Below are 25624 nucleotides of genomic sequence, written 5' to 3' on the forward strand. Positions count from 1 at the left end.
ACCGGTACGTTCCCCGCTGATGATCACCCGATGGCTCCGGCGGCTGCGCCTGGCGCTGCTCCCGCTGCCGGGTCAGGCCGCCGGGCTGGTCCTCCTGGTGGCGGTGCTGGCGGCGGCCGTCGTCTCCGCGCCGCTGATGATCGCCTCGGCCGAGCAGGGCGCCTGGGAGCAGCAGGAGGAACGGCTCTCCCCGGCGACGCTCGGCACCTCGATCTACAGCTCCACCTTCACCGCGGACGGCCGCCGGCCGGTCGACCGGCTCCCCCGGCTCGACGAGCTCGACACCGGCGTCGCCCGCACCGCCGAGGACGCCGGGCTCAACCGCCCGCTGCTCACCACCCAGCTGCGCCGGCCGGTGCTCACGCCGCTGGCCGACGGCGGGGCCGGCGAGGTGGAGCTGGCCTCCCGCACCGGCGCCGAGGAGCACCTGGAGATCGTCGCCGGCGCGGCGTCGGCCGACGGCGTGCTCATCCCCGAGGAGCTGGCCGCGGGCACCGGGGCCGGCCCCGGTGATCCCCTGCCCCTCGCCACCGAGGACCGCGGGACGACGACGGTGACCGTCAGCGGCGTCTACGTCACCCCGGTCGAGCCGATCGAGCAGTGGTGGGAGGCGCAGGCCTACCTGTTCGTCCCCCGCTACGTCCCGCAGTCGCTGGAGCTGGTGCCCCCGCCGCCGGCCGTCATCGCACCCCGCGACGTCGCGCTCGGCGCCTACGAGCAGCTCGGCGAGGACGTCTTCCTCGAGTGGTTCCTGCCGCCGACGCCGGACGTGCAGGTCGAGGAGATGCGCGCGACGGCCGACCGGGTCGCCGAGCTGCAGCTGCGGCTCACCAAGCCCGACTCGCCCGTGGCGCAGCTGGTCGACCAGTGGAACTTCGCCAACCTCGAGCCCCGCTCCGGCCTGCTGCCCGTGCTCGACATCGTCGACCGCACCGTCGAGCTGCTCGAGCCGCCCGTCCGCGCCGTCGGCATCGGCGGTGGGGCGGCCGCGCTGGTGCTCGTCGGCGCCTGGGCCGGGCAGCGGGTGCGCCGCCGCGAGGACGAGATGCGCGCACTGGTCGCCCGTGGCGTCTCGCCGGCCCGCGGCGCGCTGGACGCCGCCCGGGAGTCCCTCCTCCCGCTACTGGCCGGCCTGGCCGCCGGAGGTGCCGCGGGCTGGCTGCTGGTGCGCGCGCTCGGCCCCTCGGCCGACCTCCCCGGATCGGTGCTCGCCGGCGCCGCCCTGGCCCTGGTCGCCGCGGCTGCCGCGACCCTGGCCGTCGTCGGCGCGGTCACCGCGGTGCTGTTCAGCCGGATCGACGCCGTCGGCCGGGGCGCGGCAGCCTCGATCGCCGGCCGGGTCCCGTGGCTGGCGGTCACCGCGGCGGTCACGGTCGTCACCGTCGTCCCGCTGGTGCTCGCCGAACCGGAGGAGGGCGCCGGCATCGGCGTCCTGCCGCTGCTCGCCCCGCTGCTGGTGACCGTCGTCGCCGCCGGGCTGGTCACCGCGCTGCTGCCCCGCCTCGGCGCCCTGCGCGCCGTCCGCCGGCTGCCCACCGCCGGATTCCTCGCCGCCCGCCGGGTGCTGGCCGGGCAGGGCGCCACCCGGCTCGTCGTGGTGACGACGGCGCTGGCGCTGGGCCTCGTCGTGTACGCCGGTGCCCTGGCCGACTCCACCGACCGGACGATCGCGGCCAAGGCGTCGGTCGCCAGCGGCAGCGACGTCGTCGTCCCGCTCTCCCGGCTCAGCCCCGGCGACGGCCCGCTGCCCGGGGCCGCGACGCTGGTCGGCTCGGAGGACACCGGCACCCTGGTGCCCAGCGAGTCGCCGGCCGACGTCCTCGTCGTCCGCCCCGACGAGATCACCGACGTGGTGCGCTGGAACGAGGCGTTCGCCGACCAGCCGCTGCCCGAGCTGATGTCCGCGCTCTCCGGGTACGACGGCGCCCGGGTGCCCGTCGTCGTCGCCGGCGACCTGCCCGAGGGGGTCACCGACGCCACCGGCGGCGAGCTGGTCCTGGACTTCCGCTACTGGTCGGTGCCGGTCGAGGTCGTCGGCCGGGCCAGCGCCTTCCCCGGTCAGCGCGGCCAGGACCCGCTGTTCGTCGCGGACTGGGACCGCTTCGACGAGGCGCTGAGCCGGGTCAGCCGGCAGATCGACCTGGTGCTCGCCCGCGAGGTCTGGGCCCGCGGCGACGCCGGTGAGGTGACCCGGGCCGTCGTCGCCGCCGGGTTCGAGCAGGGCGACGACGTGCGGACGGCGGCCGAGTTCGCCGACCGCCCCGAGCTCGATGCCCAGACGTGGGCGCTGTCCTACCTGCGGGCGGTCGCGCTGGCCGCCGGCGTGCTCGGGCTGGTCGGGGTGGCGATGCACGCGCTCGCCCAGCAGCGCCGGCGCACGGTGGCCGCGCTGCTGCTCACCCGCATGGGCATGGGCCGGCGCTCCGCCGACGCCGCCGGCGCGCTGGAGATCGGCCTGCTGACCGGGCTGGCCGCGCTGGTCGCCACCGCCGTCGCGCTCCCCGCGTCCGCGCTGGTGCTCGACCGCCTCGACCCCGTGCCCGGCCTGCGGCCCGACCCCCTGTTCGCCGTCCCGTGGGGCAGCCTGGCGGCCGTGCTCGCCGGCGTGCTGCTCGTGACCGCCGGCGGGGCGGCCCTCGTCGGCCGCACGGCCCGCCGGAGCACCGGAGGCCAGGTGATGCGCGATGCGGCATGACGTCCCGGCGGCGGTCTGCGAGGGCCTGGTCCGCATCTACTGGTCGCCCAGCGGCGAGGCGCACGCGCTCAAGGGTGTGGACGCGGTGATCCCCGCCGGGCGGCTGACCGCCATCACCGGGCCCTCCGGCTCGGGCAAGAGCTCGCTGCTGCGCATCCTGGCCGCGCAGGACCGGCCGACCGCGGGTCGCGCCGAGGTGGCCGGCCAGCCGCTCACCGGGCTGTCGGCGCACCGGCTGCGGGCGCTGCGCCGCCGGAGCATCGGCTACGTCTTCCCCCGCCCGCCGCAGAACCTGCTGGCGCACCTCACCGGTCGCGAGCACCTGGCGCTGGCCGCCCGGTTCCGCGGCGTCCCCCGGGCGGAGGCGGCGAGCCAGGCCGACCGGCTGATGGAGCTGCTCGGCATCGCCGAGCGGGCCGACCACCTGCCGGGGCAGCTCTCCGGTGGCGAGCAGCAGCGGCTCGCCTTCGCCCAGGCGGTGATCGGCCGCCCGGCGCTGGTGGTCGCCGACGAGCCCACCAGCGAGCTCGACAGCCGCACCGCCGCCGACCTGCTGGCCGCCGTCCGCGAGCTGACCCGCACCGGCACCACGGTCGTCATGGCCACGCACGACGCCCAGGCCGCGGCGGCCGCCGACCAGGTCATCCACCTGCGCTCCGGCGCGGTGGCGCACGAGGAGGTGGGTGGCCGGCGGCTGGCGGTCATCGACGGCGACGGCCGGATCCAGCTGCCCGAGGAGGCGCTGGCCCGGTTCACCGCCCGGCGCGTGCTGGTCGACGTCACCGACGACGCCGTCGTGCTGCGGGAGCCGACGTGAGCGCCGTCCTGCGGGCGACCGACCTGCACAAGAGCTTCCGCCGCGGCCGGGAGGAGGTGCACGCGCTGCGCGGGGTGAGCATCCAGGTGCACCCCGGCGAGATGGTCGCCCTGCTCGGCCGCTCCGGCTCGGGGAAGACGACGCTGCTGAACTGCCTGCTCGGCTGGGAGCGCCCCGACCGCGGCACGGTGGAGGTGCCCGGCGCGGCCGATCCGGCGGCGGCGCCGTGGACCGCCGTCGCCGTCGTCCCCCAGCGGTTCGGCCTGCTGGGCGAGCTCAGCCTGGCCGACAACGTGGCGCTGGCCGCCCGCCTGGCCGGGCAGCTCGAGCCGGCGACGGCGGCGGGCGAGGTGCTCGACCTGCTGCGGCTGGGCCACCTGGCCGAACGGGCGCCCGACGAGGTCTCGCTCGGCGAGCAGCAGCGCACCGCCCTGGCCCGCGCGCTCGTCGTCCGCCCGGCGTTCCTGGTGGCCGACGAGCCGACCGCCCGGCTGGACGACGAGCTGACCGCGCACGTCGTCAGCACGCTGCGCGACCTGCACGCGGCCACCGGCACCGGCGTGCTGCTGGCCAGCCACGACCCCGCGGTGGTCGCCTCGGCCGACCGGGTGGTGCGGCTGGACGACGGCCTCGTCGTCGCCGGCTGATCTCAGGCGCGGGGCACGCGCCGGCGCTGGTGGCTCTTCACCCCGTACATGGCGCGGTCGGCCCGGGCGATGAGCTCGTCGGGGTCCTCGCCGGGCCGCCCGAGGGCCACCCCCACGCTGATGCCGACCGGCTGCGGGCCGGTGGGCAGCTCGAAGGGCGCCAGGACGCCGGCCACCACCCGCTGCGCCAGCGCGGTGAGCGCCGCCTCGTCGCAGGACGGGCGGAGGACGACGAACTCGTCGCCGCCGAAACGCGCCACCAGGTCGCCCGGGGCCACCACGTCCACGATCCGGTTCGCCACCTCGGCCAGCAGCTGGTCGCCCACCGCGTGCCCGAACTCGTCGTTGATCGGCTTGAACCGGTCCAGGTCGCAGAAGAGCACGCCGCACCCCTCGCCGGTGGTCCGGTCCAGGTGCCGCCGCAGCGCGTCGAACAGCGCGCCCCGGTTGGCGATCCCGGTGAGGGGATCGGTGTGCGCCCGCGCGTGCAGCCGCTCCTCGCGCTCGCGGTCGGCGGTCACGTCGATGCCCACGCAGGCGATCGCGTACGGCCGGCCGTCGTCGTCGGCCAGCACCGTCAGGCGCATCGCCACCCGGCGCCGGGTGCCGTCCCCGGTGAGCCAGTCGCCCTCCTGCGGGTAGGCCCGGCCGGTGCGGATCGCCCGCGCGGAGGCGTCCTGCGCCAGCTCCACGTGCTCGGGGACCACGTAGACCTCCCAGAACGGCAGGCCCAGCAGCCGGTCCGGGGTGCGCCCGGTGAACCGCTGCAGCGCCGGGTTCGCGTAGAGGATGGCCCCGTCGCGACCGGTGATGCAGACCAGCGCCTCGGTGGCGTCGACGAAGGCGGCCACGAGCGGCTCGGCACCGGGGATGGGCTGCCCTCCCTCGTGACGGAACACCCGGGCCTCCTCCCCGCGCCCGCTGTGGCGGCCGGTCCCGGGACCCTACGACCGGATGGGGCTCCCGCCCAGCTCCCGACCTGCCGGATCGCGCCGTCCTCCCTAGCGTGGGGTGGACGGGGACCTGATCCGAACGCATGAGGGGGAAGCGCACGCATGCTGTCCGCGAAGTCCACGCCCGTGATCCAGGCCACGCTGCCGGTGGTCGCCGAGAACATCCAGGAGATCGCCCGCCGGTTCTACGAGCACCTGTTCGGCCAGCACCCCGAGCTGCTGGACGGCACGTTCAACCGCGGCAACCAGGCCGAGGGCACCCAGCAGGTGGCGCTGGCCGGCTCGGTCGCGGTCTTCGCCACCGCGCTGGTCGACCACCCCGACCGGCTGCCCGAGCACCTGATGAGCCGGATCGCGCACAAGCACGCCTCGCTGGGCATCACGCCCGCGCAGTACCAGGTGGTGCACGACAACCTGTTCTGGGCGATCGCCGACGTGCTCGGCGACGCCGTGACGCCGGAGGTGGCCGCCGCCTGGGACGAGGTCTACTGGCTGATGGCGAACGCGCTGATCAACCAGGAGCGCGGCCTCTACAGCGCCCGCGGCGTCCGGCCGGAGACGGTCTGGCGCGAGTGGGAGGTCACCGACAAGATCCGGGAGACCGACGACGTCGTCACCTTCAAGGTCAAGCGGGTCGACGACCGGCTGGTGAAGACCTCGCTGCCGGGCCAGTACGTGACCGTGCGCCCGGTGATGCCCGACGGCGTCCGCCAGCCCCGGCAGTACAGCCTCACCGCGGCCGACGACGGCGAGCACCGCCAGTTCGCGGTCAAGCGGGTGCACGGCGGGGGCAAGCCCGACGGCGAGGTGTCCAACTGGCTGCACGACCGGGTCGACGTCGGCAACCGGATCGAGATGTCCCTGCCCTTCGGTGACGTCGTGCTCGACGACTCCGGCCGGCCGGTGGTCTTCGCCAGCGCCGGCATCGGCATCACCCCGATGGCCGGGATGCTGTCGCACCTGGTCAACGCCGGGTCGCACCTGGACATCCGGCTCTGGCACGCCGCTCTGGACGAGTCCTCGTGGGCGCTGCGCCAGCAGGTCCTCGACGACGTCCGCAAGCTGCCCCACGGGCGGATCGACGTCTGGTTCGAGCGCGGCGGCGAGTGCTCGCTGCCGGTCGACGGCGTGCACGCCGGGCAGGTGGACCTCGACGAGGTGGAGCTGCCGTGGGGCGCGCTGTACTACCTGTGCGGCCCGCTGCCGTTCATGCAGGCGCTGCGCAGCCGGCTGATCGACCGCGGCATCCCGCCGAAGGACATCCAGTACGAGGTGTTCGGCCCGGACCTCTGGCAGGCCGACCTGGAGTGACGCCGGCGCTCAGCCCCGGCGACGAGCGAGGAGCGCGCCGGAGGCGAGCGCGACGACTGCGACCGCGGCGACCGCCGGCCAGCGGCGGCCCGGTTCGACCGGAGGGACCAGCGGTCCCAGTTCGTCGATCTCGTCCGGCGTCGGCCGCGCGCAGACGACGCGGTCGCACACGGTGCAGCCCTCGGCCGCCAGCACCTCGTCGCCGCGACCGCGGAACACTGCCCGCCCGGTCGGTTCACGCCCTGCCGCGGCGACGGTCGCCACCACGTCGTGGAGGCAGATGATCACCGCGGCGAGCACGAAGACGCCCGGGAGCCAGAGCTGCCCCGGCGTTGCGAGATCTTCGTCGATCGAGGTGACGCCGAGGGTGACCAGTCCTCCCGCGACCACGGCGACCACCACCGCGCGCGCCCAGCTGCGGGGCAGCACGCACGCCACGGCGAAGAAGGCGCCGGCGCTCAGCTCGAGCAGGTAGGGGCCCGGCCGCAGGGACGACGTGTCGAAACGCGAGCACGCGGCCACGACGAAGGCCGCGAGGGGCGGCAGCGCCGCGGCGTAAGCCACGATCCACCGCGACCGCTTCTCGGACCGGCTCTCCGGGTCCCCCAGCCACTTCTCCCGCCGGGACCGCCGACCGCTCAGGTTGAGCACGGCCACGTCATCGTCACGGGTCGCCGGTGTCTTGAACCGCTCATGACCTGGCACTGTTCTGACGGCACCGCCAAGGTCTTCCCGACGAGATATCTCAGCGCTAAGGTTTCTGTCCATGAGTGAACGCCGGGTCCGCATCGGCATCGACACCGGGGGGACGTTCACCGACGTCGTCGCGGTGGACGAGGAGTCCGGCCGGACGACCACGACGAAGACCCCTTCCACGCCCGCCGACCCGGCCGAGGGCTTCCTCGCCGGCGTCCGCAAGGTCCTCGACCTGATGGGCCTCGACGGCACCGCCGTCACGGCGGTCAGCCACGGGACGACGGTGGCGACCAACCAGCTGCTCGAGGGCAAGCTCGACCGGATCGGGTTCATCACGACCGAGGGCTACGAGTCGGTCCTGGAGATCGCCCGCCAATCGGTGCCCGACGGCTACGGCAACAGCTACTTCTGGGTCAAGCCGCCGCGGATCGTCCCGGCCGACCTGGTGAGGACGGTGCGCGGCCGGCTGGACCACACCGGCGCCGAGGTGCGCCCGTTCGACGAGGGCGACGCCCGCGCCGCGGCCCGCTTCTTCAAGGACGCCGGCATCACCACGATCGGCGTCTGCTTCCTGCACGCCTACGCGAACGACGCGCACGAGCAGCGGATGCTCGAGGTGATCCGCGAGGAGCACCCCGACGCCGTCGTCTCGATCAGCTCCGGCGTCCTGCGCGAGTACCGCGAGTACGAGCGCTCGGTGACCACCCTGGTCGACGCCGCGGTCAAGCCCAAGGTGAGCGCCTACGTCACCAACATCCGCACCCGGCTGGACGAGATCGCCCCGGGCGTGCCGTTCTACGTGATGAAGAGCAACGGCGGCGTGCTCTCGGCCGGCGAGGTCGTGCACCAGCCGATCACCACGATGCTCTCCGGCCCGGCCGCCGGCGCCCTGGGCGCCGCGCTGATCGCCGGCACCGCCGGCTTCGACCGCGTGCTCACCTGCGACGGCGGCGGCACCTCCACCGACGTCACCGTGGTCATCGACGGCGACCCGGCGCTCACCACCGAGGGCTCGGTCGGCGACTACCCGAGCAAGATCCCGATGATCGACGTCGTCACCGTCGGCGCGGGCGGCGGCTCGATCGCCTGGCTGTCGCCCGAGGGGACGCTCAAGGTCGGCCCGAAGTCGGCCGGCGCCGACCCCGGCCCCATCTGCTACTCGAACGGCGGCACCCAGCCGACCGTCACCGACGCGCACGTCGTCCTCGGCCGGATCCCCCCGCACCTGCTCGGCGGCGAGATCCCGCTGTCGGTGGACGCGGCCCGCGAGGGCCTGGAGAAGCTGGGCGCCTCCCTGGACCTGGACCTGGCCCGCACCGCGACCGGGATCCTGGAGATCTCCGCCTGGAACCAGGCCAACGCGCTGCGCCAGGTGACCGTGGCCCGCGGCCTCGACGTCCGCGACTTCACGCTCACCACGTTCGGCGGCTCGGGCTCGCTGCTGGCCTGCCGGCTCATGGACATCCTCGGCCTGCCGAGGACGCTGGTGCCGCCGAACCCGGGCAACGTCAGCGCGTTCGGCCTGCTCACCGTCGACGTCCGCAACGACTACGTGCAGACCGTCGTCAGCAAGCACGCCGACCTCGACCTGGACCGGGTGCGCTCGGTGTTCGGCGCCCTGGAGGACCAGGCGCGGGTGGCGCTGGACGGCGAGGGCTTCGACCGCGCCGACCAGCGCATGCAGCGGACCGCGGACCTGCGCTACGTCGGCCAGGCCTTCGAGGTGCGGGTGCCGGTGGCCGACGGCGAGCTCGACGCCGCCGCGGCCGAGCAGGTCGCGCAGGAGTTCCACGCCGCGCACCGCCAGCTCTACGGCTACGACTTCGCCGACGACCCGCGCCAGGCCGTCGAGTGGGTGAACCTGCGGGTCAGCGGCATCGGCCCGATCCGCCGTCCCGACATCGTGCGGCTCGAGCCGCGCGACGGCGGGATCGAGCGCGCCGTCACCGGCAGCCGCCGGGTGTTCTTCGACGACTGGGTCGACACCCCCACCTACAACCGGCCCGACCTCGCCCCCGGCGACGTGGTCAGCGGCCCGGCCATCATCGAGGAGTTCGGCTCCACCGTCCCGGTGCACCCCGGCTTCGCCGCCACCGTGGACGACCACGGCAACCTGCTGCTCACGAAGGAGTCGGGCCAGTGACGACGACGTTCCCCACCGGTCCCCTGAACGCGACCAAGGTCGACGCCGACCCGGTCCTCGTCGAGATCGTCGCCGGCACGCTGGCGGCCATCGAGAAGGAGGTCGAGACGGCGATCGGGCGCACCTCGCGCTCGCCGATGATCCGCGACGCGCACGACTTCCGGGCCGGCATCCACGACCGGAACCTGCGCAAGCTCACCGGCCGCTCGTACTCGGCGCTCGTGCACCCCGTGGTGCGCGACTACCCGATCGAGCAGATGAACGTCGGTGACGTCTTCTTCCACAACGACGTCTACGCCTCCGAGGGCGGCATCGGGCACCTGCCCGACCTGTGCGTCACGGTGCCGGTGTTCGCGACCGGCGACGACGGCGCGCCCTACGTGGTGGCGTTCATCCAGGCGTTCGGCCACCACGACGACATCGGCGGCGCGGTGCCGGGCTCTATGCCCTCGGCGGCGACCAGCGTGTACGAGGAGGGCCTGATGGTCCCTCCGATCAAGCTGTGGGACCGCGGCGTGCCGAACGAGAGCGCGCTGAAGATCATGACCCGCAACTCGCGGATGCCCGACTCGCTGGCCGCCGACCTCGACGCCGAGTGCTCGGCCTGCCTGGCCGGGGCCCGCCGCCTGGGCGAGCTGTTCGACCGGTACGGCGTCGCCGCCGTCGAGGCCTGCTTCGACGCGATCCTGGCCAACTCCACCGAGGTCTACCGGCGCGAGATCCTGTCCCAGATCCCGGACGGCACCTACGTCTGGGAGGACTACGCCGAGCACGACGGCGTCGAGGAGCCGCAGCTCCACCGGCAGCGGATCACGCTGACCATGGATTCCTCGGCCGAGACGCCGCTGGTCATCGACTTCACCGGCACCGGGCCGCAGGCCAAGGGCCCGATCAACCACTGCGGCGACTACGCCGACGGCAACTTCCTCAAGAAGTGGCTGGCGCCGATCCTGCGCAACCTGGCCGCGACGCCGGAGCGGATGGCCGAGCTCGACGTCAACGAGGGCGTCGTGCCGCTGATCGAGATGCGCTTCCCCGAGAAGGGCACGCTGCTCACCCCGATCTTCCCGGCGCCCACCAACGCCCGGACGTTCGTGATCCTGCGGCTGCTCGGCGTGCTCGCCGGTGTGCTGGCCAAGGCCACCGGCGGCCGGATGCCCGCCGACCAGGAGACGATCCGCTACACCGGCGTCTACGGCACCGACTTCGACGGCCAGCCCTACCTCATGCGCGAGGTGCTGGGCGGCGGGTCGGGCGGCCGGTACTACGCCGACGGCGAGGACACCATCCACGTCGTCCCCGACTCGCGGAACCTGCCGACGGAGTTCACCGAGGGCCGCTTCCCGCTGCGGGTCGAGCGGCTGGGCCTGGCGCTGGACTCCGGCGGCCCCGGCCGCTACCGCGGCGGCTGCGGCTACGAGAAGCACATCCGGGTGCTGCGCGACGCGCACTTCATGTCCATCGCCGACCGCTCGATCCTGGCCTGCTGGGGCGTGAAGGGCGGCAAGGCCGGCCGGCCGTTCCAGGTCACGGTCGACCCGGGCGGCCCGGACGAGCACGACGTCGACGCGCTGGCCGACGCCGAGCCGCTGAAGGCCGGCACGGTCGTGCGGATCCGCACCACCGGCGGCGGCGGCTGGGGCGACCCGCTGGACCGCCCGGTCGAGGAGGTGCTGCGCGACATCGCCTGGCGCAAGGTATCGGTGGCCGGCGCCCGTGACGACTACGGCGTCGTCGTGCGCGAGGACGGCACGGCCGACGAGGCGGCGACCGAGGAGCTGCGGGCGTCGATCCGCGCGTCGCGGACCGGCGAGGAGCCGTTCTTCGACCGCGGCCCGGGCTACGCCCAGCTCTCCGGCGGCGCGGAGTTCAACGAGTTCGACGTCCTGTAGGTCGTCCCCCTCGCACGATCGGGCCCTGCTCCTCTCCGGGAGCAGGGCCCGATCGCGTGTCCGGGGTCCGCGGTCCCCCCGAGATCTGCACGGTCGGGGCTTTCGAGGGCGCGAATGCCCCGAGTGTGCAGATCTCGCGCGGGAAGGGAGTCAGGCGCGGAGGGTGCGCAGGGCGCCGGTGAGCCGGTCGATCTCGCCGAGCATCGCCTTGGCGCCGACCTCGAGCTCGGAGTTGGGCACGAACTCGTCGTCCTCGTCCAGGAACTGGGCGAAGAACGGGATGGACACCGCCTCGACGACCGGCACCACGCGCAGGGCGGCGAGCACCGGCTTGAGCGCGGTGGCCGCCCGGAGCCCGGCCGAGACGCCGCCATAGGACACGATCCCGGCGGCCTTGTCGGCCCACTCGGTGTGCAGGAAGTCCAGCGCGTTCTTCAGCGAGCCCGGCAGCGAGTGGTTGTACTCGGGGGTGACGAAGACGAACGCGTCGGCCCGGGCGACCGTGGCGCTCCAGTCGCGGGTGTGCTGGTGCGTGTACTGCTGCAGCCGCGGGTGGTTCGGCTCGTCGAAGACCGGGAGCCCCACCTCGGCCAGGTCGACCACCTCGACGTCGAAGCCGCCGTGCTGCTCGGCCTGGCGGGCGATCCAGCGCGCGACGGCGAGACCCTTGCGGCCGGGGCGGGTGCTGGCGGCGATCACCTGCAGGACGGGCTGGGACATGCGCTGCTCCTCCGGTTGGTCGGTACAACCGGTTCCAGCACCCGGGAGGTCGGCATTCGTCCCCTCCCGCGGGTGAGCGCGCTCACGGACCGCACGGGAGACTGAGCCGGTGAGCGAGCCGCGCGAGGACGACCGGACCAACAACCTGCACCCGGGCCAGCACGACGAGGGCGGGCACGGCGGCATGGCCACCCGCGAGCACGACGCGGAGGCGGAGGCCCAGGAGGAGGACTGACCGCCGGTCAGCTCCGCGCGCGCAGCGCCTCGGCGGTGGCCGGGTCGGCGGGGAGGAACGCCTCGATGCTCAGCTCGGCGGCGGTCACGTCGATCGCGGTGCCGAACGTGGTCACGGTGCTCAGGAAGGACAGCACGGTGTCCCGCCACCGGACCCGCAGCGGGACGGCGATCCCGTTCGGCGGCGCCGCCGCGGTCCCCCCGGGCAGGGCGGCGAGCTCGCGGTGCAGCGCGGACAGGCCCGGGTCGCCGGTGAGGTGCGCCTCCCGGGCCAGCCGGTGGAGCACGTGCCGGCGCCACTGCGCGAGGTCGAGGATCCGCGGGGCGAGCCCCTCCGGGTGCAGGCTCAGCCGCAGCACGTTGGCCGGGGGCTCGAGCAGGAACGGCGCCGCCCCCTCGGTGAACAGCGCGACGGCCCGGTTCGCGGCCACCAGGTTCCACGAGCGGTCGACGACCAGCGCGGGGAACGGCTCGTAGGCGGCGAGGACGAGGTCCACCGCGGCCCGGACGGTCCCCATGTCGGGCTCGTCGAGCCGGCGCCGGCCGTAGACCGGCGCGAACCCCGCGGCCACGAGCATCTCGTTGCGCTCCCGCAGCGGGACCTCGAGCTGCTCGGCGAGGTGCAGCACCATCTCGCGGCTCGGCCGGGCCCGCCCGGTCTCCACGAAGCTCAGGTGGCGGGCGGAGACCCCCGCCTCGACGGCGAGGTCCAGCTGGCTGAGCCGGCGGCGGCGACGCCACCCGCGCAGCAGCTCCCCCGCGGTGGTCTCCGACGCGAGTGCGCTGGTCACGGCGCCGACGCTAGCCAGCCCGCCGACGGCTGTCGCCTACCTGCGAGGTAATCGACGCCGTTCCCCGTCGGCGGCACGGTCGTCGCCATGACCACCGCACCCGCCCCCACCACCCGCCGCCCCGACCTGCTCCGCACGGCGCTGCGCCTCGACGCCGCCGTCACCGGGGCCAACGGGGCGGCCTACCTGCTGGCCGCACCGTGGCTGTCCGACGTGCTCGGCGTCCCGAGCGGCGCCCTGCTCGGCCTCGGCGGCTTCCTGCTCGCCTACGCCGTCGCGGTCGCCGCCGTCGCCGCCCGTCGGCCGGCGCCCGTCCCGGCCGTCGAGGCGGTCGTGGCCGCCAACGCGCTGTGGGCGGCGGCCAGCGTCGCCGCCGTCGTCGCCGGCGCGTTCGACCTGACCGCCCTCGGCACCGCCTGGGTGCTGCTCCAGGCCGCCGTCGTCGCCGCTTTCGCCCTCGTCCAGATCGCCGGCCTCCGCCGGCGCTGATCCCACCCCGAGATGCAGAGGAGTTCCGCCATGACCGCCACCCCCGACCTCGTCGACCGCTACCTGGCCGCCTGGAACGAGACCGACCCGGGCGCCCGCCGGGCGGCCGTCGACGCGCTGTTCAGCGCCGACGCCCGGTACACCGACCCGCTCGCCGACGCCCGCGGCCGCGATGCGATCGACGCCACGATCGCCGCCGTCCAGGCGCAGTTCCCGGGCTTCGTCTTCCGGCCGGTCGGCACGGTGGATGCGCACCACGACCAGGTCCGCTTCTCGTGGGAGCTGGGCCCGGCCGGGCAGGACGCCCCGATCGCCGGCTCCGACGTCGCCCTGGTCGACGCCGACGGCCGGATCAGCACGGTCCTCGGCTTCCTGGACCGGGTGCCGGTGGGCGCCTAGGTGCCCTGAGGAGGCTGGCCCTGCCCACCCCGGTGGGCAGGGCCGATGCCCGTCAGCACGGCCCCGACGGGGCGGTGGCGGTCCGGAACTCCAGCCGGACACCGGACCCGCGCGGGATCAGCAGGGCGCTCCCCGTGGCGCGCGTCCACGTGGCCGGCACCAGCAGGTACTGGTTGCCGGCCTGCCGCACCAGCCGGAGCCCGTCGTACCGGAACCGGTAGGCGGCCTCCGGATCGGCGCAGCGGACCTCCACCACGCCGGGGACGTCGATGCTCTGGCTGCGCTCGCTGTAGAGCACCGCCGCCGGCTGGGTCGGCAGCGCCCGCTGCAGCTGCAGGGCCCGGCCGGTGCCGACCCCGAGGGCGTAGCTGCCCACGGCCCAGTAGAGCCCGACGCTGACCAGCAGGAACGCCGCCGCCCACTCGGCGAGTTCGGCGCTCTCCGACCGGCGCGGGGTGCCACGGGCGGCGCGCACCAGCCGCACCGCGTAGACGACGAGCAGCACGCCGACGGCCAGGCCGAGGCCGCCGGCCTCCGACTCGCCCCAGAACAGCCGGACGTCGGTGAGCAGGTCGAGCAGCGCCAGCGCCACCAGGACGGCGCCGACCGCCCCGGCTGCCGGCGCCAGCAGCCGCAGCACCCGCCACCGGGGGCCGCTCGGCAGCCGGTGGGCGACCACCCGGTGCAGCAGGAGCAGCACCAGGGCCAGCGCGCAGGCACCCGCCAGCGGGACGAACAGCCCGTCGGCACCGCTGATCAGGTGGTCGTTGACGCTCAGGTCGAGGACGCTGAAGTTGACGCCGAAGTGCCGGAAGTAGCCCGCCGAGTGCAGCCGGCCGAACTGGAACAGCAGCGCGGTGAGCAGCGTCGCCGGTGCGATCACCTCCCCCGCGATGCGGACGAGCCGGGGCAGCGCCTCCCGCGCGTCCAGCCCGTCGTCGGGCGGCGGCACGGGGGCCGTCATCCGACGGGCTGCTCGGCGGGTGCCTCCGCGGGTGCCTGCCCGGGCTCCTCCACGGGGGCCTGCACCGGTGGCTGCGCGGGGCCCTGCTCCGGCTGCGGGGTGGCCGGCTCCGGCTGCTCGGTCCCACCGGTGCCGCCGGTCCCGGGCGCCTCTCCACCGGACCCCGGCGTCTCCTCACCGGGGCCCGCGGGGGCACCGCCGTCCGGTCGGCAGTCGACGTGCGCGAGGACCGTCGCACCCGCCTGGAAGTACTCCCGCCCCCCGCGGAGCTGGGACGGCGGGGAGTAGGTGATCGCGTCGACCCGGCAGTTCCCCACGCCCTCGACGTCCGCCGGGTTCCCGGCGACGACGCGCGGCGGATCGGCGAGCGTGCACCGACCGCCGGCACAGCGGTCGGCGGCGCCCGACCGCAACCCGTCGAACGAGCCACCGATGTTCTCGAACGCCTCCAGGTCGAACGGACCACCCGGTCGGGCGCCCGCGCCCGCGTCGGTCGGGTCGGGCCCTCCGGGCCGTCCCGCACCGGCTGCCCCGGTGTCCGGCGCGGTCCCCGGGCTCTCCGGAGCAGCCGGATCCCCCGTCGCACCGGGGTCGGTGGCGCCCGGGTCGACGGTGCCGCCACCAGGGTCTCCCGTCCCGCCGGGGCCTCCCGTCCCGCCGGGAGCATCGCCATCCCCCGTCCCGCCCGGAGCCCCGGCATCCCCGGTCCCGCCGGGGGTCGCGGTGTCGTCCGGATCGCGCGTCCCGCCCGACCCGCTCCCGTCGCCCGGCTCCGTGCCCCCGGGTTCCTCGGCGCCGGGCGCCTGCTGGGGGACGGCGGCGACCGCGCCGTCGTCGGGCCCCGGGGCATCGCCGCAGGCGGGCACCACCACCAGCAGCAGTCCGATCGCGAGGAGCGGGAGCGGCGAGCGGGTCATGGCGACCTCCTGCGGCCGGTGGCCGAGAGGAACCACGGTTCTCCCGGCCGGTGCACCGGTCAAGAGAACGGCGGACGCTCCCCGGATACCGGGCGCCGGCGGTGCCACCAGCGCCGCCGCGACGGCGGATCGGACGGTGGCTCGACCGGAGGCGGGGGCGGCGGCCGGTCGCGCAGCCAGCCCGCCACCAGGGCCTCCACGTCGGCCAGCCCGGGCACCGGCGCCCACCGGCTCTCCGCGGGGAGCCGCCAGAACGCCTCCACGCGGGCGTTGTAGTCCTCCGCGAGCGCGCGCACCTCGGCCTCGGTGGCCAGGCGCGCCGCCCGGGCCGGCAGCTCGTCGCGCTCGCGGCGCAGCCGCAGCCCCGGCGGGAGCATCGCCGCGGTGTCCACGCCCTCGCGGCGCGCCTTGGCCAGCGCCCAGTCGTAGGCAGTCTCCTCGCGGTCCAGCCCGGTGAGCGGCTTGCCCGTGCCGGGCAGCGCGGCGAACTGGCCGTTCTCCTGGGCCTGGGCGATCTGCCGCTCCACCCAGGTCTCGAACGACATCCCCGGGGGCTTGCGCTCGGTCATCGCCGTCCATGGTTCCACCGGTCTGCGAGGCTCGTCGGGTGCGGACGACGAGCAGCCGAGAGGCCTACCGGAACCCATGGATGAGCGTCCGGGAGGACGTCCTCCAGCTCGACGACGGCTCGAGCGGGCTGTACGGCGTCGTCGAGAAGCCCGACTTCGCGGTCGTGCTGCCGTGGCAGGACGGCGGCTTCTGGCTGGTCGAGCAGTTCCGCCACCCGGTGGGCCGGCGCTGCTGGGAGTTCCCCCAGGGCACCTGGCCGCCGGGCACGGAGCCGGGAGCGCCGGAGGACCTGGCCCGCGCGGAACTGGCGGAGGAGACCGGCCTGCGGGCCGGGCGGCTGCGGCACCTGGGCCGCCTGGACGCCGCGCCCGGGCTCATGCCCACGCGGTTCGACGTCTGGCTGGCCACCGAGCTGACCCAGGGGCCGACCGCGCGGGAAGCGACCGAGGCGGACATGCGCTCCGCCTTCGTCCCCGAGGCCGAGCTGCGCCGCATGATCGACACCGGAGGCCTGGGCGACGCCGCGAGCATCGCCGCCCTCGGTCTGCTGCTGCTCGACCGGGCGTGACGGAGAACGCGCCACCCTCCTCTCACGTGAGGGTCGAGTTCCGCCCATGATGGACGGGATGTCTCCCGCGCCCGCTCTCAGCCCGTCCCGCCCTGCCTGGCTGGACCCCCGCGTCGCCCGCACGGAGGTGCTCGCCGGCCTGGTGGTCGCCCTGGCGCTGATCCCCGAGGCGATCAGCTTCTCGATCCTCGCCGGGGTCGATCCGCGCGTCGGCCTCTTCTCGTCCTTCGTGATGGCCGTGGTCATCGCCTTCACCGGCGGACGGCCGGCCATGATCACCGCCGCCACCGGCGCGATCGCCCTGGTCGTGGCGCCGTTGGCGCTGGAGCACGGCGTCCAGTACCTGTTCGCCGCCGTCATCCTCGGCGGCGTCTTCCAGATCCTGCTCGCCGCCGCGGGCGTCGCCCGGCTCATGCGGTTCGTCCCCCGCAGCGTCATGGTGGGGTTCGTCAACGCCCTGGCGATCCTGATCTTCACCGCCCAGCTGCCCCAGCTGGTCGACGTGCCCTGGCTGGTCTACCCGATGGTGGCCGCGGGCCTGGCGATCATCTTCCTCTTCCCCCGGTTCACCACCGCCGTCCCGGCGCCGCTGGTGGCGATCGTCGTCCTCACGACGCTGGCGGTCGTCCTCGGCTGGGACCTGCCCGACGTCGGCGGCGAAGGCGAGCTGCCGGACAGCCTGCCGTTCTTCCTGCTGCCCGACGTCCCCTTCACGGTCGAGACGCTGGGCGTGATCGCGCCCTACGCGCTCGGCATCGCCTTCGTCGGGCTCATGGAGTCCCTGATGACGGCGAAGCTCGTGGACGACATCACCGACACCCACTCGGACAAGACCCGTGAGTCCTGGGGTCAGGGCGTCGCCAACGTGGCGTCGGGCTTCTTCGGTGGCATGGGCGGCTGCGCCATGATCGGCCAGACGATGATCAACGTGAAGGCGTCCGGTGCCCGCACCCGCCTCTCCACCTTCCTGGCCGGCGCCTTCCTGCTCGTCCTGGTCGTGGTGCTGGGCGACGTCGTCGCGATCATCCCCATGGCCGCGCTGGTCGCCGTCATGGTCTTCGTGTCGATCGCGACGTTCGACTGGCACAGCCTGCGGACGATCCACCGGATGCCCAAGAGCGAGACCACGGTGATGGTCTCGACCGTGGCCGTCACCCTCCTCACGCACAACCTCGCGATCGGCGTCGGCGTCGGCGTGCTGGTCGCCTGCGTGCTGTTCGCCCAGCGCGTCGCGCACCTGGTGGACGTGACCCGGGAGCTGGGGCCCGACGGCGTCGCCCGCTACTCCGTGGCCGGCGCGCTGTTCTTCGCGTCCAGCAACGACCTCTACACGCAGTTCCGCTACGCGGAGGACCCGGCCGAGGTGGTCATCGACCTGTCCGACGCCCAGGTCTGGGACGCCTCGACCGTCGCCGCCCTGGACGCCATCACGCACAAGTACGCGACCCGCGGGAAGACGGCGACCATCGTCGGCCTGGACCAGCACTCGGCCACCCGGTTCGAGCGGCACACCGGCCAGCTGGGCGGCGGGCACTGATGCCGGCGCGCACCGGGCTGCTGCAGATCGGCCAGGTCGCCGAGCGGACCGGGCTGAGCCTGCGCACCATCCGCTTCTACGAGGAGCACGGCCTGGTGCGGCCCACCACCCGCACCGAGGGCGGCTTCCGGCTCTACAGCGACGACGACGTGGCCCGGCTCGAGGTCATCAAGCGGATGAAACCGCTCGGCTTCACGGTCGAGGAGATGCAGGAGCTGCTCGGCCTGCTCGACGAGCTGGCCGCCCGGCCCGGTGACGCCGCTCTGGTCGACCGGCTGCGCATGTTCCACGAGGCCGCGACCGCCCGGGTCCGGGCCCTGCGCGAGCAGCTGGCGGTGGCCGAGGGGTTCGCGGGCGACCTCGCCGGCCGGCTGGGCGACGCGACGGGCTGACCGCGCAGGGTCGCGACCCGGCGCCCGATCGGGTGTGACGTCGCCCGCGCGCCGTGCACGCGGACGGGCGGGCCGCCAGGCTGTACGGGTGCCGCTGTCCGTCCCCGCCCTGCCGGGGCTGCCGCCGGAGCTCGCCGGGCCGGTCGGTGTCGCCCTGGCCAAGCCGGTCCGCGACATCCCGGCGCCGCACGCCCTCTCCGGCGGCTGCCTCTACGAGCCGAAGTGGGACGGCTACCGGCTGGTCGTCGTGCGCGACGGCGGCAGCACCCGGCTGTGGTCGAAGCAGGGCCGCGACCTCACCGACCGCTTCCCGGACGTCGCCGCAGCGGCGCGGGCCCAGGTGCCCGCCGGCAGCGTGGTCGACGGCGAGGTGGTCATCTGGGCCGACGACCGGCTCGACTTCGGCCTCCTCCAGCAACGCATGGTCTCCTCCCCCGGCCGGATCGCCGCCCAGGTGGCCGCCCACCCCGCGTCCTACGTCGCCTTCGACCTGCTGGCCGCCGGCGGGCAGGACCTGCGCGACTGGACCCTGGCCCGGCGCCGCGCGGAGCTGGAGACGCTCGCCGCGCGCTGGGCGCCGCCGATGCAGCTCTCCCCCGCGACCGCCGACCCCGCGCTGGCCCGCCAGTGGTTCGACGACTTCCGCCCCGCCGGCGTCGAGGGGCTGGTGGCCAAGGGCAGCCGCAGCCGGTACGCCCCCGGGCGGCGCGAGTGGCTGAAGGTCAAGAGCTGGGAGACCACCGAGGTGCTCGCCGGCGGCGTGATCGGCTCCCTCGACCGGCCCAGCCAGCTGGTGGCCGGCCGGTACCGCGACGGTGAGCTGGTCGTGGTCGGCCGCACCAGCCCGCTGAACCCGGCGCAGTCCGCCGAGCTGGCCGCCGTCCTCACCCCGGCGGGAGACGAGCACCCGTGGCCGGAGCGCATCGGCACCGGGCGCTTCGGCGGCGGCCGGCTGTCGGTGCCGCTCACCCGGGTCCGCCCGGACGTCGTGGTCGAGGTGAGCGCCGACGCGGCCCTCCAGGCGGGGGTCTTCCGGCACCCGCTGCGGTACGTGCGGGTGCGCTCCGACCTCGTGCCCGACGACCTGCCGCCCCTGCGCTGACCTCGGGGAACGGCCATCCGCGGGCGGCGGCATCCCCCACAGGGGTGAGCACCCGCAAGGTCCGCCATCGCCGTGTCGATGGGGGGGCGTGAGCACTCCTCCCGCACCGACCGCCCGTGCCGCCTGGTCGCACGCGGCGCTGGTCGTGGTGCTGGTCGCGGTCGTCGTCACGGCGGTCCCCCTGGGCCCGTGGCGCCCCGCCGCGGAGCTGGTCCTCTTCGCCCTCGGCCTCCTGGCCGTCCGCGTGGCGTTGAGGCAGCACCGGACGCCGCTCGTCGTCGCGTGGCGCGGTCTCGGCGCGGGGCTGGTGTTCTTCGCGCTGAGCTGCGTAGCCGAGGTCGTCGAGCTGGCCGGGGTCGCGACGGGTCCGGCCGGGGTCGCGGAGTCCGCGTTCGACGTCGCCGCCTACGCCGCGATGGTGGTGGGCGCGCTCGGCGTCGTCCGCAACGGCCGCCGCCGCGGCTGGGCGTCGGCGAGCGACACCGTCACCCTGCTGCTCGCCGCGGGCCTGGCGCTGCTCGCGGTGCGCGGCGGGGAACACGGCGGCCTCTCGCCCGATCTCGTCGAGATGGGCATCGGCACCCCGCTGCTCACCGCCGTGCTGCTCATGGTGTGCGTGCCCCTGGCCATGTCCCGGGCCGCGCGGTCGGTCAGCACGATGGCGCTGTTCGCCGCCGCCGCGCTCACCGTCGTCGGCTACGGCGGTCGCATGGTCGCCGACACGACGCTGCGCGAGTCGCTGCTGCTCGACCCCCTCCCGCTGCTCGCCGTCGCGGCGCTGGTCCTGGCCGCGCGCCACCCGCACGTCGCCGCCATGGGCCGGCGGCCCGAGTCGGAGCCGGACGCCGCGGCCTCGCGGGTCCTCGGCCTGGGCGCCGCCCTGCTCGTCAGCCCCGCGCTGCTGGTCCTCTACGGCGCCGGGCAGGGCGGCGTCGGCTACGTCCTGGGCGGGGGCAGCGCGCTGCTCACCGGCATGGCCCTGTGGCGGCTGGCCACCCTGAACCGCGAGCGGGAGCGCACCCGGGCCGCGCTGCAGACCAGCGAGGCCCGCCTGCAGCTGCTGCTGGAGAACGCGGCCGACGTCATCGCGATCGTCGACGCCGACGGCACCGTCGCCTACATGAGCCCGGCCGTGCAGTCGCTGCTGGGCCGGCCGTCGGCCGACTACGTGGGCTGCGACGCCATCGAGCTGGCCGACCCGCGCGACCAGGCCCGTCTGCGCGCCGTCGTCGCCGCCGCCGGCGACGCCTCCTCCGGCGGGTTCGCCGACACCGACATCCGCGTCCAGCACAGCTCGGGCGGTGCCCGGTGGGTGGAGATGCGGATCAGCGGCAAGGTCGACGACGCCGGCATCTCCGGCTGGGTGGTCAACCTGCGCGAGGTCACCGACCGCAAGCTGTTCGAGGAGGAGCTGCGCCGGCAGGCCACCACCGACCCGCTGACCGGGCTGCTCAACCGGACCGCGTTCAACGAGCAGCTGGCCGCCGCGGCCGCCGCCCTGGACGCGGGGGCACCCCCGGCCGTCCTCTTCGTCGACGTCGACGACTTCAAGTCCGTCAACGACAGCCTCGGCCACGCCGCCGGGGACGAGCTGCTGGTCACCGTCGCCGCCCGGCTGTCGGCCGACGTGCGCGCCGAGGACGTCGTCGCCCGGCTCGGCGGCGACGAGTTCGCCGTGCTGCTCACCTCCGCCGACGGCGAGCGGCTGCGCGAGGTCGCCGACCGGCTGCTCACCTCGCTGCGCGCCCCCATGGAGCTGAGCGGCACCACCGTGTCGGTCACCGCGAGCATCGGCGGCGCGCTCGGGGCCCCGGGTGACACCGCCGACCGGCTCCTGCACCGGGCCGACACCGCGATGTACGCCGCCAAGCGCGGCGGCAAGGACTCCCGCGCGCTGGTCGCCTCCTCCTGACCGCGGGCGCCCTCAGGGGCGCTGCGGCGTGCGCCCGAGGCCGACCAGCACCCGGCGCAGCAAGGTGGCCAGCTGCTCGCGCTCGTCGTCGGCCAGCCCGTCGAGCAGCTTCCGCTCGGTGTCGAGGTGGTCGGGCAGGGCGGCGTCGAGCGCCTCCCGGCCGGCGTCGGTCAGCGTGACGACGACGGCCCGCCCGTCGGCCTCGCTGCGCTCCCGGGTGATCAGGCCCTTCTCCTCCAGCCGGTCCAGCCGCTGGGTGATGGCCCCCGAGGTGACCAGCGCGGTGCGCATCAGCGCCGTCGGCGTGAGCTGGTACGGCGCCCCGGCCCGGCGCAGGGCGGCGAGCACGTCGAAGGACGGCGCATCCAGCCCGTAGCGGGCGAACGTGGCCCGCTGGGCGAGGAAGACCTCGCGCTGGAGCTGGGTGATGCGGCCGATGACGCCCATCGGGGAGCAGTCGAGGTCGGGCCGCTCCCGGGCCCACTGCTCGAGGATCAGGTCGACGGCGTCCTCGGCGTCGGTCACCCCTGCTCCCCGGGCACGTCGAGGGTGGTCAGGTGCTCGGCGAAGGTGCGCGGAGGGCGTCCGAGCAGCGCCGTCAGGACGCGCGGGCTGCCCACGAACCCGTGGTAGCGGTAGTGGTCGAACATGGTCCGGCGGCACCGGGCCGCGTAGGCCGTGGGCTGCTCGCCGGCGGGGATGACGTCGTCGGCGACCACCTCCCGGCCCAGGCGCTCACCCATCAGCTCGGCGATGCGCGGCGCGGTGAGCGGCTCGGGACCGGCCGCCTCGAAGGTGCCGCCGTCCAGCCCGTCCTCGGTGAGGAGGACGGCGGCGGCCTCGGCCACGTCGGCGAGGTCGACCAGGGACTGCGCCTGGGTGAGGCCCCAGTACGACCGGAGCACCCCGGTGCGGACCGCCTCGGCGAACTGGGCATCGAAGTTCTGCGCGTAGGCGCACGGCTGCAGCACCCGCCAGGGCACGCCGGAGGTGTCCAGCGCCTCCTGGGCGAGGTCCTTGGCCGCGTGGTGCGGCATGACGCGGGCCTGCGGGCGCAGCACCGAGTGGTAGACGACCCGGCCCACCCCGGCCCGCCGCGCCTCGGCGAAGATCGCGGGGGCGCCCTCGGCCTCGTCCGGGTCGAAGTTGGGCCAGATGAGGTACAGCGCGTCGGCGCCGGAGAGCAGGCCCGACCACGGCATCGGCTGGGTCAGCTCCCCGACCACCACCTCGGCGCCGAGGTCGGTCAGCTCCGGCCGTGGCCCGCGGCGGTTCACCACCGCGCGGACCTGCTCGCCGCGGGCGCGCAGGGCCCGGACGACGGCCAGGCCGGTCTGCCCGCCCGCGCCGGTCACCACGATCACGAGGAGTACTTCACCAGTGAGGCATCGAGGGGGTCAAGGACCGCCAGGTGGCGCGGGCGCGGCACGGGTCAGCGCAGCCGGGTGCTGAGCCGCACGGTGAGCCCGTCGGGTCCGCGGAGCAGGTCGACGTGGTCGTAGAGCTTCCGGGCCAGCCACAGCCCCATCCCGCCGCGGCCGAGGTCGGGGCCGTGCGCCGGCAGGAAGCCGGAGAACGGGTCGCCGAACCCGCCGCGGTCGCTGATCGCGACGACGAGGGTGCCGCCGTCGGCCCACACCCGTGCCGAGATCGGCGGAGCGCCGTGCCGGAAGGCGTTGGCCGCGATCTCGCTCGCGCCCAGGTGCACGTCCTCCCGCTGGTCGCGATCGGGGACCACCCGGGCGAGGACGTCCCCGATCGCGTGCCGCAGGCCGGGCAGGGTGCGCGCCGCGTCGACGACCAGCAGGGGGGCGGCGTCCTCCACCGGCTCCCGCGGGTGGGGCAGCGCGGGGACGTAGACCGCCGGGTCCTGGAAGCCGGGGCTGGGCTGCCACCCGGTGCCGGTGACCAGCACCGGGTGGGTGGCCGCCGCGCTCTCCACCACGGGCGCGGGCAGGTAGCGCCGGTCGTACGCGCAGATGGCCGTCACGGGGGCGGTGCCCATCATCCGGTTGAACACCGACTCGAAGCGCTGCCCCTCCCGCCAGTCGAGCGGGTCGTCGCCGAAGTCCACCGAGGAGAAGACGCGCAGCCGGCCGGTCGCGCTGCCCGCGGCCCGCTCGAGGTAGCGGCCGCAGACCCCCAGCGCGTCCGGCGCCCGGTTGCCGAGCAGGCTGAGCCCGGGGTCGTTGGGCACCTCCCGCAGCCGCTCGCCCATGGCCGCGGCCAGCAGCGCGGCGGTCTCGGGGCGGCAGGTCAGGGCGATCGTGTCGCCCTCGCGCAGCCCCTCCTCGAGGAACGGGACGGCGGTGGCCAGCACCTCGGCGTCGGATCCCACCACCGCGGCGGCGTGCCCGTGCGGGCTGCCGACGGGAGCCGCCGCAGGGCGGTCCGCGGTCGCTCCGGTCACCGGTCCCCCGCTGCGTGCTGGGCCACCAGGTGCGCGGCCGTCCGGTTCGACATTGTCAGACATTCAACTTGATCATGCGCGGCCGGGGCACCCGTCCGGGTCACCGACCCACCGGCGGCTCGCCGAGCCGCCCGGCGCAGGAGGCGGTGCCCAACCGGGGGCGGGACTCCCCGCCGTGCACCCACCCCAGGTGCGGCCGGTCCGCCCGGACCCAGACGGCCGGCGTCCGGTCGTCGCCTGCCCGCGAGCCGGCCAGCGCGAAGCCGTTGCCCGAGCCCAGCAGACCCGGCTCGGTGGCCAGCAGCGACAGCCCCTCGGCGATGGTGAGCGGGGTCCGCCCGCCGCCGGTGATCTCCCGGAGCGCCTCCCCCGGCGGGACGCCGAGAGCGCCGGCCCCGGTGTCCACGTCGAGCAGCAGGTACGGGCCCGCCGGCAGGTCGAGCTCCGGCAGCGGCCGGAAGGCGGCCAGCTCACCGCCGTCCAGGCTCGTGGACCCGCAGCCGTCGACCGTGTGCACCGCCTCGAGCACCGAGGCGACCGGGAGGTCGGGGACGACGACGACGAACGGGATGCCGCCCGGCCGCCACGGCGGCAGCTGGTCGCGCAGCGGCTCCAGCATGGCGCGGAAGCAGCGGTCGGCGATGTCTAGGTGCTCCGGCAGTCCGGCGAGCGCGAGGGCGTCGACCTGCCGGTCGAACTCGAGCTGGGCCTCGGTCGCCTCGGTGGCCGCGGGCGTCGCGGTCATCGGACCCCTCTCGTACGGGTCCCGGCGCAGCGCTGCCACCGGGACCGGCGACGATCGGCAGCCACCTCCGGATCCCCCTGGCCACCGGCGGCAGAGTTTAGCCAGTCAACCCACGCGGAGTCGCCCCCTGACGGCGAACCGGTCGAGGACATCGGCAGGACACGTCGCCGCCACGCGCCCGGCACCCGCGCGGGTCGCGCAGCTGCGACGATCGGCTCCGTGAGCGCCGCCCGCGAGACGTTGACCTACGAGCTGTTCGGCACCGCGAGCCGCGAGCTCGCCCACCAGGTCGCCGACGACGGGTTCGAACCGGACCTGATCCTGTCGATCGCCCGCGGTGGGCTGTTCCTCGGCGGGGCGCTGGGCTACGCGCTCGACGTCAAGAACCTGTTCGTGATGAACGTGGAGTTCTACACGGGGGTCGACGAGCGCCTCGAGCTGCCGGTGGTGCTGCCGCCGACGCTCGACGTCGTCGACCTGACCGGCGCGAACGTGCTGGTGGCCGACGACGTGGCCGACACCGGCAAGACGCTGGAGCTGGTGCGGAACTTCTGCGCCGGCTACGTCGCGGAGGTTCGGACCGCGGTGATCTACCAGAAGCCGCAGTCGCTGGTCCGGTGCGACTACGTCTGGCGCGAGACCGACCGGTGGATCGACTTCCCGTGGTCGACGCTGCCGCCGGTCCGCTCCCGCTCCGGCTCACCCGGTCACTGACGCCGC

General features: G+C 75.2%; 26 protein-coding genes. 15 read left to right on the forward strand and 11 right to left on the reverse strand.

Annotation, left to right across the window (positions count from 1 at the left end; genetic code table 11):
- The first annotated feature begins 19 nt into the window (after window positions 1–19).
- From DQ241_RS00200 to DQ241_RS00210, 3 genes are read left to right on the forward strand one after another with little or no spacing between them, the layout of a single operon-like run.
- A complete protein-coding gene (locus DQ241_RS00200) occupies window positions 20–2695 on the forward strand; it encodes a hypothetical protein (protein WP_113827996.1) in 2676 nt (891 codons plus the stop codon).
- A complete protein-coding gene (locus DQ241_RS00205) occupies window positions 2685–3512 on the forward strand; it encodes an ABC transporter ATP-binding protein (RefSeq protein ID WP_113827999.1) in 828 nt (275 codons plus the stop codon). Before DQ241_RS00200 ends, DQ241_RS00205 begins: the two co-directional genes overlap by 11 nt.
- Window positions 3509–4159: an ABC transporter ATP-binding protein gene (locus tag DQ241_RS00210; RefSeq protein ID WP_113828001.1), complete on the forward strand. Its 651-nt coding sequence runs from the start codon at window positions 3509–3511 to the stop codon at window positions 4157–4159. The genes DQ241_RS00205 and DQ241_RS00210 overlap by 4 nt, the downstream gene beginning before the upstream one ends.
- A 2-nt stretch (window positions 4160–4161) precedes the next feature.
- Here DQ241_RS00210 and DQ241_RS21345 read toward each other — a convergent pair whose 3' ends face one another.
- Window positions 4162–5058 (reverse strand): sensor domain-containing diguanylate cyclase, encoded by an 897-nt coding sequence (locus DQ241_RS21345; RefSeq protein ID WP_304554210.1) that lies wholly within the window; start codon window positions 5056–5058, stop codon window positions 4162–4164.
- A 156-nt stretch (window positions 5059–5214) separates the two neighbouring features.
- On the opposite strand from DQ241_RS21345, the gene DQ241_RS00220 reads away from it, so the two are divergent.
- On the forward strand, window positions 5215–6423 hold the full coding sequence (locus tag DQ241_RS00220; protein ID WP_113828003.1) for a globin domain-containing protein: 1209 nt from the start codon (window positions 5215–5217) through the stop codon (window positions 6421–6423).
- A 9-nt stretch (window positions 6424–6432) separates the two neighbouring features.
- Here DQ241_RS00220 and DQ241_RS00225 read toward each other — a convergent pair whose 3' ends face one another.
- Entirely contained in the window at window positions 6433–7080 is a 648-nt protein-coding gene (locus tag DQ241_RS00225) for a hypothetical protein (RefSeq protein WP_113828005.1), read from the reverse strand.
- Between the two features lie 109 nt (window positions 7081–7189).
- Here DQ241_RS00225 and DQ241_RS00230 point away from each other — a divergent pair, with 109 nt between their 5' ends.
- Entirely contained in the window at window positions 7190–9262 is a 2073-nt protein-coding gene (locus tag DQ241_RS00230; protein WP_113828007.1) for a hydantoinase/oxoprolinase family protein, read from the forward strand.
- A complete protein-coding gene (locus tag DQ241_RS00235) occupies window positions 9259–11154 on the forward strand; it encodes a hydantoinase B/oxoprolinase family protein (RefSeq protein WP_233492101.1) in 1896 nt (631 codons plus the stop codon). Before DQ241_RS00230 ends, DQ241_RS00235 begins: the two co-directional genes overlap by 4 nt.
- Before the next feature lie 150 nt (window positions 11155–11304).
- Here DQ241_RS00235 and DQ241_RS00240 read toward each other — a convergent pair whose 3' ends face one another.
- Window positions 11305–11874 (reverse strand): NADPH-dependent FMN reductase, encoded by a 570-nt coding sequence (locus DQ241_RS00240; protein ID WP_113828009.1) that lies wholly within the window; start codon window positions 11872–11874, stop codon window positions 11305–11307.
- Between the two features lie 109 nt (window positions 11875–11983).
- Here DQ241_RS00240 and DQ241_RS21240 point away from each other — a divergent pair, with 109 nt between their 5' ends.
- Window positions 11984–12109, forward strand: coding sequence for a hypothetical protein (locus DQ241_RS21240; RefSeq protein WP_255410941.1), 126 nt, complete (start codon window positions 11984–11986; stop codon window positions 12107–12109).
- A gap of 7 nt (window positions 12110–12116) precedes the next feature.
- Here DQ241_RS21240 and DQ241_RS00245 read toward each other — a convergent pair whose 3' ends face one another.
- Window positions 12117–12899: a helix-turn-helix transcriptional regulator gene (locus DQ241_RS00245; RefSeq protein ID WP_113828011.1), complete on the reverse strand. Its 783-nt coding sequence runs from the start codon at window positions 12897–12899 to the stop codon at window positions 12117–12119.
- 87 nt (window positions 12900–12986) lie between these two features.
- Here DQ241_RS00245 and DQ241_RS00250 point away from each other — a divergent pair, with 87 nt between their 5' ends.
- On the forward strand, window positions 12987–13388 hold the full coding sequence (locus DQ241_RS00250) for a hypothetical protein (protein ID WP_113828013.1): 402 nt from the start codon (window positions 12987–12989) through the stop codon (window positions 13386–13388).
- Window positions 13389–13418: 30 nt separating this feature from the next.
- Entirely contained in the window at window positions 13419–13787 is a 369-nt protein-coding gene (locus DQ241_RS00255) for a nuclear transport factor 2 family protein (RefSeq protein WP_113828015.1), read from the forward strand.
- 52 nt (window positions 13788–13839) lie between these two features.
- Here DQ241_RS00255 and DQ241_RS00260 read toward each other — a convergent pair whose 3' ends face one another.
- The 3 genes from DQ241_RS00260 to DQ241_RS00270 are packed head-to-tail and all read right to left on the reverse strand — an operon-like array spanning window position 13840 to window position 16237.
- The gene (locus DQ241_RS00260; protein ID WP_113828017.1) at window positions 13840–14751 is read right to left on the reverse strand and encodes a hypothetical protein; all 912 of its coding nucleotides are present in this window, start codon (window positions 14749–14751) and stop codon (window positions 13840–13842) included.
- Complete coding sequence (locus tag DQ241_RS00265) at window positions 14748–15668, reverse strand: hypothetical protein (protein ID WP_113828019.1); 921 nt, start codon at window positions 15666–15668, stop codon at window positions 14748–14750. The genes DQ241_RS00260 and DQ241_RS00265 overlap by 4 nt, the downstream gene beginning before the upstream one ends.
- 59 nt (window positions 15669–15727) lie before the next feature.
- The gene (locus tag DQ241_RS00270) at window positions 15728–16237 is read right to left on the reverse strand and encodes a DUF1992 domain-containing protein (RefSeq protein ID WP_158545840.1); all 510 of its coding nucleotides are present in this window, start codon (window positions 16235–16237) and stop codon (window positions 15728–15730) included.
- Window positions 16238–16317: 80 nt separating this feature from the next.
- Between DQ241_RS00270 and DQ241_RS00275 the strand changes: the two genes are divergently transcribed.
- The 5 genes from DQ241_RS00275 to DQ241_RS00295 all read left to right on the forward strand — a co-directional run bounded on the left by DQ241_RS00275 (window position 16318) and on the right by DQ241_RS00295 (window position 21749).
- A complete protein-coding gene (locus DQ241_RS00275) occupies window positions 16318–16806 on the forward strand; it encodes an NUDIX hydrolase (protein WP_233492102.1) in 489 nt (162 codons plus the stop codon).
- Between the two features lie 58 nt (window positions 16807–16864).
- Window positions 16865–18343 (forward strand): SulP family inorganic anion transporter, encoded by a 1479-nt coding sequence (locus DQ241_RS00280; RefSeq protein WP_113828859.1) that lies wholly within the window; start codon window positions 16865–16867, stop codon window positions 18341–18343.
- Complete coding sequence (locus tag DQ241_RS00285; RefSeq protein WP_113828023.1) at window positions 18343–18735, forward strand: MerR family transcriptional regulator; 393 nt, start codon at window positions 18343–18345, stop codon at window positions 18733–18735. The genes DQ241_RS00280 and DQ241_RS00285 overlap by 1 nt, the downstream gene beginning before the upstream one ends.
- Before the next feature lie 88 nt (window positions 18736–18823).
- On the forward strand, window positions 18824–19837 hold the full coding sequence (locus tag DQ241_RS00290) for an ATP-dependent DNA ligase (RefSeq protein WP_113828024.1): 1014 nt from the start codon (window positions 18824–18826) through the stop codon (window positions 19835–19837).
- 88 nt (window positions 19838–19925) lie between these two features.
- On the forward strand, window positions 19926–21749 hold the full coding sequence (locus DQ241_RS00295; protein WP_113828026.1) for a sensor domain-containing diguanylate cyclase: 1824 nt from the start codon (window positions 19926–19928) through the stop codon (window positions 21747–21749).
- A gap of 12 nt (window positions 21750–21761) precedes the next feature.
- Here DQ241_RS00295 and DQ241_RS00300 read toward each other — a convergent pair whose 3' ends face one another.
- The 4 genes from DQ241_RS00300 to DQ241_RS00315 form a co-directional block, all read right to left on the reverse strand.
- Complete coding sequence (locus tag DQ241_RS00300) at window positions 21762–22274, reverse strand: MarR family winged helix-turn-helix transcriptional regulator (protein WP_113828028.1); 513 nt, start codon at window positions 22272–22274, stop codon at window positions 21762–21764.
- Entirely contained in the window at window positions 22271–23113 is an 843-nt protein-coding gene (locus tag DQ241_RS00305; protein ID WP_113828030.1) for an SDR family oxidoreductase, read from the reverse strand. The genes DQ241_RS00300 and DQ241_RS00305 overlap by 4 nt, the downstream gene beginning before the upstream one ends.
- A 68-nt stretch (window positions 23114–23181) precedes the next feature.
- Entirely contained in the window at window positions 23182–24159 is a 978-nt protein-coding gene (locus DQ241_RS00310; protein WP_158545841.1) for a sensor histidine kinase, read from the reverse strand.
- Between the two features lie 100 nt (window positions 24160–24259).
- Window positions 24260–24904 carry a DUF5701 family protein gene (locus DQ241_RS00315; RefSeq protein WP_113828035.1) on the reverse strand — a complete coding sequence of 215 codons (645 nt, stop codon included), beginning with the start codon at window positions 24902–24904 and terminating at the stop codon, window positions 24260–24262.
- A 219-nt stretch (window positions 24905–25123) separates the two neighbouring features.
- Between DQ241_RS00315 and DQ241_RS00320 the strand changes: the two genes are divergently transcribed.
- Complete coding sequence (locus tag DQ241_RS00320) at window positions 25124–25618, forward strand: phosphoribosyltransferase (RefSeq protein WP_113828037.1); 495 nt, start codon at window positions 25124–25126, stop codon at window positions 25616–25618.
- The last annotated feature ends 6 nt before the right edge of the window (window positions 25619–25624 follow it).

This window comes from Blastococcus sp. TF02A-30 (genome assembly GCF_003319185.1).
GTDB lineage: Bacteria > Actinomycetota > Actinomycetes > Mycobacteriales > Geodermatophilaceae > Blastococcus.